This is a genomic window from Achromobacter semiaridum (assembly GCF_053543755.1).
Map to the genome: position 1 here is coordinate 19,317 of NZ_JBLVOL010000069.1, position 10,219 is coordinate 29,535.

Genomic DNA, 10,219 nt, shown 5'->3' on the forward strand with positions numbered 1-10,219 from the left:
CCGGCCCCAGCCAGGTGACGGTGGTGGACATCGTGGACGAGACGCTGGCCACCTGCGCGCGCGTCGGCGCCACCCACATCATCAACGCCGCTACCGACCCCGGTGCCATCGACGCGCTGGGCGCGGGCAAGGGCACCGTCGACGTCTGCTTCGAAGCCTCCGGCAATTACGCCGGGCTGGCCAACTGCATCCGCGCCACCCGCCCGCGTGGCGTCATCGTTACGGTAGGCACGTTGAATGGCAGCAGCGAGCAATGCCCGTTCAATCTCATCATGGTGAAAAGCCTGTCCGTGATCGGCAGCTTTCGCTTCGTCGACGAATACGCCTGGGCGGTGGACTACCTGAGCCGGGGCGTACTGGACGTGTCGCCGCTGCTGACGGCGGCGGTGCCGGTGCGCAACGTGCATGACGCCTTCGCGCTGGCGGCCGACCGGCATTTGGCGATGAAGGTGATGGTGACGTTCTGACGCGGCCTTCGTCGGCCAACCCCCTATCCCTGCCCCCGCTGTCTACTCGGAAAACCCCAATGAAAATTACGAATGCACGCGTGATTGTTTGTTCGCCGGGCCGCAATTTCGTGACCCTGAAGATAGAAACCGACCAGGGGCTGACGGGCATCGGCGACGCTACCTTGAACGGGCGCGAGATGGCGGTGTCGGCGTACCTGACCGAACACGTGATCCCCTGCCTGATCGGGCGCGACGCGCATCAGATCGAGGATATCTGGCAGTACCTGTACAAAGGCGCGTACTGGCGGCGCGGCCCGGTCACCATGACCGCGATCGCCGCCGTGGACACCGCGCTATGGGACCTGAAGGCCAAGGCGGCCGGCATGCCGCTGTATCAATTGTTGGGCGGCAAGAGCCGCAGCGGCGTCATGGTCTACGGGCACGCCAACGGGTCGGACATCGAGCACACGCTGGACGAAGTGCTGCGATATGCCGACATGGGCTACCACGCCATCCGTGCGCAAAGCGGGGTGCCAGGGCTGGATAAGGTCTATGGCGTGGGGCGCGGCAACCTGTTCTACGAACCCGCCGACGCCGACCTGCCCAGCGAACATGACTGGTCCACTGAAAAATACCTGCGTCACACACCGAAGCTGTTCGAGCGCATCCGCGACAAGCTGGGCTTTGAACATCATCTGCTGCACGATGTGCATCACCGCCTGACGCCGATCGAAGCCGGACGGCTGGGCAAGTCGCTGGAACCCTACAGCCTGTTCTGGATGGAAGATGCCACACCGGCCGAAAACCAGGACGCCTTTCGCCTGATCCGGCAGCACACGACCACGCCGCTGGCCGTGGGCGAGATCTTCAATTCCATCTGGGACTGCAAGGACCTGGTGCAGAACCAGTTGATTGACTACATCCGCACCACCGTCGTGCACGCGGGCGGCATCACGCATCTGCGCCGCATCGCGGACCTGGCCTCGCTGTACCAGGTGCGCACCGGTTGCCACGGCGCTACCGACCTGTCGCCGGTGTGCATGGGCGCGGCGTTGCACTTTGACCTGTGGGTGCCCAACTTCGGCATCCAGGAATACATGCGCCACACCGAGGAAACCGATGCCGTCTTCCCGCACGCCTATACGTTCAACCAGGGCATGCTGTATCCCGGCGACGTGCCGGGCCATGGCGTGGACATTGATGAAACGTTGGCGGCCAAGTACCCCTACAAACGTGCCTACCTGCCGGTGAATCGCTTGCAGCAGGACGGCACGCTATGGAACTGGTAGCGGCCGACGCCGCGCGGCTTGCGCCCGAGCGATTGGCGTCATTGCCCGATGCTGTGGCGCGGCCCGCGTATGACCGGGCCGCCTTGCGCGTGGGCATCGTGCACCTGGGCCTGGGGGCGTTCGCGCGCGCGCATCTGGCGGCGGTCAACGAGGCCGCGCTGCATGCGGGCGCGGGCGTGGGGCCAGACCTGGGCTGGGGCATTTGTGGCGTGTCGTTGCGGCAGACGGACACGCGCGATGCGCTGGCGCCGCAAGCAGGCTTGTACGCGTTGGCGCTACGCAGTGCTAGCCAGGGCGGCGGTGAGGGCGAGGGCGGGTGCGGGGTTACGGGCATGCGCGGGGACGGCAGCCTGCAACAGCAGATTGCGGTGATCGGCTGCCTGATCGAAACCCTGGTTGCGCCCGAAGATCCCGCCGCCGTGCTGGCGCGCATCGCCCATGCGGACACGCGCATCGTCAGCGTGACCGTGACTGAAAAAGGCTATTGCCACGACCCCGCCAGCGGCCGCTTGAACCTGCAACACCCCGACATCGTGCACGACCTTGCCCATCCGCTGGCGCCGCGCGGCACGATCGCTTACCTGGTGTGGGGCTTGCAGCAGCGACGTGCGGCAGGCAGGGGGCCGATCACCCTGATGTCGCTGGACAACCTGCCCGGCAACGGGCACTTGCTGCGCGGCATGGTGCTGGCGTTTGCGCGGCAGGTTGACCCGGCGCTGGCGGCATGGATCGACGCCTTGTGCGCCTTTCCGTGTTCCATGGTGGACCGCATCGTGCCTCGCACAACCGACGAGGATCGCCGCGCCGTGGCGCGCGCGCTGGGCCTGCACGATGCCTGGCCGGTGGTGGGCGAGCCCTATCTGGAATGGGTGGTGGAAGACCGGTTTGCCGCCGGCCGGCCAAACTGGGCCGCAGGCGGCGCGCGCTTCGTGGCCGATGCCGCGCCGTTTGAAACCTTGAAGCTGCGCACCGTCAACGGCCTGCATTCGGCGCTGGCCTATCTGTCGGTGATGGCGGGCTGGGCGACGGTGGACGAAGCGATGGCGCAGCCGGCGCTGAAGGCTTATCTGGCCGCGTTGATGCAGGACGAAATCGTGCCGACGTTGCCCACGTTGCCGGGCCTGGACCTGGCGCGTTATCAACAGCGGCTGTTGCAACGCTTCCAGAACCCGGCGTTAAAACACCAGACCCGGCAGATTGCGATGGACGGTACGCAGAAGCTGCCGCAGCGCTTGCTGGACACCGTCCGTGCCCGCTTGGCGGCAGATTTGCCGATCGACAAGCTGGCGCTGGCGGTGGCCGCGTGGCTGCACTTCTTGCGCGGCGTTGACGAGGCGGGGCGGCGTTATGACATCCAGGACCCGATGGCGGCAGAGTTGGCGCAAAGGCTTGCCAAGGCGGAGCGTGCCTTCGAGGGCGGCAGCGCGGGGCCGCCCGCCATGCAAGCCTGGACCGAAACGCTGACCGGCGTGACGGCGGTGTTTGGCGACCTGGGCGACGACCCGCGCTTTGTGCGGGCCGTGTCGCAAGCCGCGCATGCGCTGCGCACGCGGGGCGTGGCGGGGGCGCTGAGCACGCAGGGCCTGCTTACGTAGGTGTGCTTACGTAGGCCTGCTTACGTATGGCCTGTTTACGTATGGCCTGTTTACGTATGGCCTGTTTCGGTATGGCCTGTTTCCGTAGGCCGTGTTCATCACCCCGGCTTCTTCACCACGATCGTCGCCGTGTCGCTGGTGAACGAGCCGTCGTCCTGCACGTCGAAATGCGCGCGCACCACATCGGGCGCAATGCCGAACATGTGGCGCAACGCCGCGACGAGCGTGTCCGGCGTGCGCATGCGCGTGACCCAGGTCTGGAATTCCAGCGGCAGGCGGCGCGGCGACAGCCCCTGCAAGGTGAAGCCGGCCTCGGTCAGCATCCGCGTCCATTCGGCCACGGAATAGTCGCGCACGTGGGACGTGTCGCGCAGCACTTCAATCGTTTGCAGCCAGGTGTCCAGCAGCGGCTCGCCGGGCGAGACCACGTCCGCAAACACGGCGATGCCGCCCGGCTTGAGCACGCGGAACGCTTCGCGCAGGCCACGGCCGGCGTCCTGCCAGTGGTGGGTGGAATAGCGCGACATCACCACGTCGAATTCGCCATCGGCAAAGGGCAGGTATTCGGCCTTGCCCTGGCGCGTGGCCACGTTGGCCAGCCCGCGCTTGGCGGCTTCGCCGGCCACCACGTCCAGCATCTGCTGGGACAGGTCGTAGGCGGTGACGTCCTTGACTTCGGGCGCCACGTGGAACGTCACGTGGCCGCCGCCACAGCCCAGGTCCAGCACGCGAGCCTGCGGGCGTTCGCGCGCGATGCCGGCCATTTGCAGCAGGTCCTCGCCTTGGGCGTGGACGGCGCTGGTCAGGTACGCGGTGGCGCGGGGGCTGAACTGGCGGTCGACGGCGGCGTCGTGGGTGCTGGCGGTCATGAAATTCCTTGGTTGCGTTGTGCGGGGTGTAAGGTGCAGGCGCTAAGATAGGCCGGCCTTTATACACGTACAAGTCCATTGCTTATCCTGGTATGACTACTTCCCCCCAAAGCGCGGCCAACCAAGATGGATCGCCCCTGCGCCGGCAGGCGTTGGGCGAATTCGTGCGCAGCGCGCGCTCGCGCATCACGCCGCAGATGGCGGGCCTGCCCGAAGGCATGCGGCGCCGCACGCCCGGCCTGCGGCGCGAAGAAGTGGCGCAACTGTGCGGAATCAGCGTCACCTGGTACACGTGGATCGAGCAGGGCCGTGAAGTTTCGGTGTCGCCGTCCGTGTGGTCGCGCATCGCGGGCGTGCTGCAACTGGCGCGCGCCGAACGCGCCTACCTGTTCGACCTTGCCGACTGCGCCGACCCCCAACACGCGCGCGATGACGCGGGCGCCGCGCCCGGCCCCTTGCAGGAATGCGTGGACGCCATCAACGCGCCGGCCTATGTGCTGGACCGCGCGTGGAATGTGCTGGCCTGGAATGAGCCGCTGCGCGACCTGTTCGACAACTGGCCCAAGCGCGATGCCGAACCCAATCTACTGCGCTACATCTTCCTGGACCCGGCCGCGCGTGACCTGGTGGTGGATTGGGATCAGCGGGCGCGCCGCGTCGCGGCGGAATTTCGCGCCGACGCGGGCGCGCATCTGGATGAGCCGGCGGTGCTTGCCCTGCTGGACACGCTGAGTCGCCAAAGCGCGGTGTTCGCCCATTGGTGGACGCGCCACGCGGTGGTGGAACGCGAGGGCGGCTTGCGTGAATTCCAGCATCCGCGCGACGGCAAGCTGGCGTTTCAGCAGATCACGTTCCGGCTGGCCACGCACCCGGACCTGAAACTGGTGATGCTGTTAAGCGGCTCGGCGCCTGAAGACAGATAGTTCGGGGGGGGGGGGCGGCGGCGGGCTGCCGTCTGTTCAGGGCTTGGCCGTGGAGAACAGGCTGTTCTGCATGCCCGCGTCGACCAGCCCTTGCAATAGTTTTTTGACCGGCGCGGGTAGCGCCATGGAGGCCAGCTTGTCGGCGGGCACCCAGCGTTCCGGCACGGGCGATTCGCGCAAGCTGGCGGCGCGCACGGGCACCAGCCACGGGCGGATGTGCAGGCGGTAGTGCGTGAACGTGTGGGCGAACGCGGCCAGTTCAAAGCGTCGTTCCGGTTCCAGACCCAGCGCGCGCGAGGCGGCGTCGGGGTCGCCCGCCACATCGAATTCTGGCAGGCTCCACAGGCCGCCCCAGATGCCTGGTTCAGGCCGCTGCTGCAACAGGAAAGCGCCCTGGTGCTGCAACACCAACATGCCGGTCTCGCGTTCAGGAATCGCCTTGCGTACCTTGGACGTGGGCAGTTCGGCCTGGCGGCCTTCGCGCCGGGCGACGCAGGTGTCCGCCATGGGGCAGCGTACACAGGCGGGCTTGCCGCGCGTGCATAGCGTGGCGCCCAGGTCCATCAAGCCTTGCGTGTAGGCGGCCATGTCCAGCCCGGGGGCGGCTTCGACCTGCGCGTCGGCCAATGCCCACAAGCGGGTTTCGACCTCGCGCTTGGCGGGGTCGCCGTCTATGCCGAAGTGGCGCGTGAAGACGCGCTTGACGTTGCCGTCCAGGATGGGCGAGCGCTCGCCGTAGGCAAACGCGGCGATGGCGGCGGCGGTGGACCTGCCGATGCCGGGCAGCGTGCCGATGGCGGCGGCCGAAGGCGGAAAGCGTCCGTTCCAGTTTTCAGCGATCTGAACCGCGCAGCGATGCAGGTTGCGCGCGCGGGCGTAGTAGCCCAGCCCGGCCCAATACGGCATCACGTCTTCCTGGCTGGCGGCGGCCAGCGCGGCCACGTCCGGAAAACGCTGAAGGAAACGTTCGTAGTACGGGATGACGGTGGCCACTTGCGTCTGCTGCAACATGATCTCGGATAGCCAGATCCGATAGGGGTCACGCGTGTTTTGCCAGGGCAGATCGTGGCGGCCGTGCTGGCGTTGCCAGGCGACGATTCTAGGGGCGAAGTCCATGGCGGCAATTATCGCATCGCCCTATTGCCGGGGTGGGGGCGACCGGTTACAACTATCGGCACTACAGCGCAAACGCGCCACGACTTCACTTTCACGGCCCTTGTTGGCCCGCGTGACCGTCAAGCGAGGCGGCTCGCGAAGCTGGAGGGGGCCTCCAGGATTTTGGAGTACACATGAATGCCCCCCTGCCAGCCGCCGTACGCACGGCGCTTGAATCCGTCCAACTTGACGACAAGTACACCCTGGAATCCGGCCGCGCCTGGATGAGCGGCATCCACGCCCTGGTGCGCCTGCCCATGATGCAGCGCGTGCGCGATGCGCGGGCGGGGTTGAACACCGCGGGCTTCGTGTCCGGCTACCGGGGGTCGCCGCTGGGTGGGGTGGACCAGAACATGTGGAAGGCGGCCAGGCATTTGAAGGCGCACCACATTGAATTCCAGCCGGGCGTCAACGAAGACCTGGCCGCCACGGCGGTCTGGGGGTCGCAACAGGTGAACCTGTTTCCGGGCGCCAAGTACGACGGCGTGTTCGGCATGTGGTACGGCAAGGGGCCGGGCGTGGACCGCTGCGGCGATGTCTTCAAGCATGCCAACGCGGCCGGCACGTCTCGCCACGGTGGCGTGCTGGTGGTGGCGGGCGACGACCACCCCGCCAAGTCCTCGACCTTGCCGCACCAAAGCGATCACATCCTGAAGGCCTGCATGATTCCGGCGCTGTTTCCGTCCAGCGTTCAAGAGGTGCTGGATTACGGGCTGCACGGGTGGGCGATGAGCCGCTATGCGGGCGTGTGGGTGGGCATGAAGTGCATTACCGACATCGTTGAAGTGTCGGCGTCGGTGGACGTAGACCCGCATCGCGTACAAATCCTGTTGCCGGAAGATTTCATCCTGCCGCCCGACGGCCTGAACATCCGGGTGCCGGACACGCCGCTGCAACAAGAGGCGCGGCTGTTGGACTACAAGCTGTACGCGGCGCTGGCGTACGCGCGCGCCAACAAACTGAACCGCGAGCTGTGGCACGTGCCGCAACGCGATGCGCGCTTTGGCATCATGACGTCGGGCAAGGCGTATCTGGACACGCGCCAGGCGCTGTCGGACCTGGGCTTGACCGAGGCGGTGTGCCAGCGCATCGGCCTGCGTTTGTACAAGGTGGGCATGGTGTGGCCGCTGGAGTCCGCCGGCATGCAGCAGTTTGCCGACGGGCTGGACGAGATTCTGGTGGTCGAGGAAAAGCGCCAGGTGCTGGAATACCAGTTGAAGGAAGAGTTGTTCAGCTGGATCGGCAGCGGCAAGAAGATCCCGCGCGTGGTGGGCAAATTCGACGACAAGGATGGCGGGGAGTGGTCGGTGCCGCAGGGCAACTGGTTATTGCCGGCGCATTACGAGTTTTCGCCCGCGATGGTGGCGCGCGCGATCGCGGCGCGGCTGCTGCGATTTGCGTTGCCCGACGATGTGCGCGCGGGCATCGCGGCGCGGCTGCAATTCATCCAGGACCGCGAACAGGCGCTGGCGCGTCCGCGCGTGATGCAGGAGCGCAAGCCGTGGTTCTGTTCGGGCTGTCCGCACAATACGTCGACGCGTTTGCCGGAAGGTTCGCGCGGGATGGCGGGCATTGGCTGCCACTACATGGTGCGGTGGATGGACCGCAATACCGAGGTGTACACGCAGATGGGCGGCGAGGGGGTGCCGTGGATTGGGCAGGCGCCGTTCACGGAAGAAAAACACGTGTTCGCGAACCTGGGCGACGGCACGTATTTCCATTCGGGCCTGTTGGCGATCCGAGCGGCGGTGGCGGCGAAGGTGCCCATTACCTACAAGATCCTGTTCAACGACGCGGTGGCGATGACGGGCGGGCAACCGGTGGACGGGCCCATCAGCGTGCCGATGATCTCGCGCCAGATGGCGGCCGAGGGCATCGAAAAAATCGTGGTGGTCACGGATGAACCGGACAAGTACAAGGACGCACCGGGTTTGGCGCCGGATGTCCCGGTGCTGCATCGTGATGCGCTGGACGCGGTGATGCGCGACTTGCGCGAACATCCGGGCGTATCGGTGCTGATCTATGACCAGACCTGTGCAACGGAAAAGCGGCGTCGCCGCAAGCGCGGCGCGCATGCGGATCCGGCGCGCCGCGTGGTCATCAACGAGCGCGTGTGCGAAGGCTGCGGAGACTGTTCAACGGCGTCGCATTGCTTGTCGGTGGAGCCGTTGGAAACGGAGTTTGGGCGCAAGCGAAAGATCAATCAATCCAGCTGCAATAAGGACTTTTCCTGCTTGAAGGGCTTTTGCCCCAGCTTCGTGACGGTGGAAGGCGGCAAGCTGAAGAAGCCGCGGGCGTTGTCGCGGGAAGGTGTCGTCGATGAGGGTGTGCCGGAGCCGCGCGTGCCGGTGCCGGATCACGCTTATGGCGTGTTTATCGCGGGGGTGGGCGGCACGGGCGTGGTGACGATCGGGCAGTTGTTGGGCATGGCGGCGCATCTTGAGGGCAAGGGCTGTTCGGTGCTGGACATGGCGGGTTTGGCGCAGAAGGGCGGCGCGGTGTATTCGCATGTGGTGCTGGGGCAATCGCCCGAACATTTGTTGAATACGCGCGTGGCGATGGGCGAGGCCGATCTGGTGCTGGCGGGCGACTTGGTTGTGGCGACCAGCGCGGACAGCATGGCGCGAGTGTGCCCGGGCCGCACGAAGGTGCTGTTGAACAGCGACACCGCGCCCACGGCGGCTTTCGTGTCGAACCCGGACTGGACGTTGCCCGGCGCGGATCTGACGGCGGATCTGCAAGCCGCCTGCGGCAAGGACAATCTGTACGCGGTGGATGCGGCGGCGATGGCGGTAGTGTTGCTGGGTGACGCCATCTATTCAAATCCGTTGATGATGGGCTATGCGTATCAAAAGGGCTGGCTGCCGTTGTCACGCCAGGCCTTGCTGCGGGCGATTGAATTGAATGGTCAGCAGGTGGCCAACAATCAGGCGGCGTTTGCGTGGGGGCGGCGCGCGGCGCACGACCCGGCGGACGTGATGCGGCTGATGGCGAACGGCGGGGTGCCGTTGGCGGGGCCGCAAGACATCATCGAGCTTAAGCGGCCGCGCAGCGCGGCGCCGGTCACGGAATTGAAGAAGCCAACCGGGGAGTTGGCGCAGGTGGTGGCGGTGCGCAAGGCGTTTCTGACTGAATATCAGGATGCGGCGTATGCCAAGCAATACACGGACCTAGTGGACAAGGTGGCGCGAGCGGAACAGGAAGCGACGGGCACGCATCGGTTGGCGGTGGCAGTGGCGCGCAACTATTTCAAGCTGATGGCCTACAAGGACGAATACGAGGTGGCGCGGCTGTATTCAGATGGGGAGTTCGTGAAGAAGATCGGGGAACAGTTCGAAGGGGACTGGAAGCTGCACTTCCATCTGGCGCCGCCACTGTTCTCGCGGCGCGACAAGGCGGGGCATCTGGTCAAGCGTGCTTATGGGCCGGGGATGCTGAAGGTGTTCCGGGTGCTGGCGAAGATGCGGCGGTTGCGGGGGACGCGGTTGGATGTGTTCGGGTATACGGCGGAAAGGCGGGCAGAGCGTGAGCTGATACGGGAGTATCGAGAGACGTTGTCGGCGATTCTGGTGAAGTTGAATCGGGGGAATCTGGAAAGGGCGGTGGCGTTAGCGCGGGTGCCGGAAGAGATTCGAGGGTATGGACATGTGAAGGAGGCGGCGGTGGCGCGGGCGGCTTTGGTGCGGGAGGAGTTGTTGAAGGAATTCAGTGCGAGGGTGGTGGCGATTGGGGTTCGGGCGGCTTGACGGGGGGGCTGGGTTTGGAGCTGGAGGTTGGGCTGGGGATTTGAGGTCTGGGTGAAGCCGAGCCTTGAAGCTGGGATTTGTAGCAGGGATTTGAAGCTGAGATTTAGGCTCAGGGGCGGGTTGCTTTTTTTGGGGCGGAGCAGGTTCTTTTGACGCCTGGCGCGGCGGCGGCGCGGGGCGGGCGGGTCAACGA

7 protein-coding genes are annotated in these 10,219 nt (G+C 65.9%); 5 read left to right on the forward strand and 2 right to left on the reverse strand.

The genetic code is table 11. The features are described from left to right. The 3 genes from ACNPP0_RS18940 to ACNPP0_RS18950 form a co-directional block, all read left to right on the forward strand. The coding region (locus ACNPP0_RS18940; protein WP_448706702.1) for a zinc-binding dehydrogenase at positions 1-467 on the forward strand (467 nt) is incomplete at its 5' end. Between the two features lie 59 nt (positions 468-526). Then, positions 527-1,738: a D-mannonate dehydratase ManD gene (gene manD / locus ACNPP0_RS18945; RefSeq protein WP_448706703.1), complete on the forward strand. Its 1,212-nt coding sequence runs from the start codon at positions 527-529 to the stop codon at positions 1,736-1,738. Beyond that, entirely contained in the window at positions 1,726-3,333 is a 1,608-nt protein-coding gene (locus ACNPP0_RS18950) for a mannitol dehydrogenase family protein (RefSeq protein ID WP_448706704.1), read from the forward strand. The genes manD and ACNPP0_RS18950 overlap by 13 nt, the downstream gene beginning before the upstream one ends. A gap of 98 nt (positions 3,334-3,431) precedes the next feature. Here the strand turns inward: ACNPP0_RS18950 and ACNPP0_RS18955 are convergent, their stop codons facing one another. Then, complete coding sequence (locus ACNPP0_RS18955) at positions 3,432-4,202, reverse strand: class I SAM-dependent methyltransferase (RefSeq protein ID WP_448706705.1); 771 nt, start codon at positions 4,200-4,202, stop codon at positions 3,432-3,434. Between the two features lie 92 nt (positions 4,203-4,294). Here ACNPP0_RS18955 and ACNPP0_RS18960 point away from each other — a divergent pair, with 92 nt between their 5' ends. After that, complete coding sequence (locus ACNPP0_RS18960) at positions 4,295-5,125, forward strand: helix-turn-helix transcriptional regulator (protein WP_448706706.1); 831 nt, start codon at positions 4,295-4,297, stop codon at positions 5,123-5,125. 36 nt (positions 5,126-5,161) lie between these two features. On the opposite strand, the gene mutY is transcribed toward ACNPP0_RS18960, so the two are convergent. Continuing rightward, a complete protein-coding gene (gene mutY, locus ACNPP0_RS18965; protein ID WP_448706707.1) occupies positions 5,162-6,241 on the reverse strand; it encodes an A/G-specific adenine glycosylase in 1,080 nt (359 codons plus the stop codon). A gap of 173 nt (positions 6,242-6,414) precedes the next feature. Here mutY and ACNPP0_RS18970 point away from each other — a divergent pair, with 173 nt between their 5' ends. Then, positions 6,415-10,026: an indolepyruvate ferredoxin oxidoreductase family protein gene (locus ACNPP0_RS18970; RefSeq protein ID WP_448706708.1), complete on the forward strand. Its 3,612-nt coding sequence runs from the start codon at positions 6,415-6,417 to the stop codon at positions 10,024-10,026. Positions 10,027-10,219 lie beyond the last annotated feature (193 nt).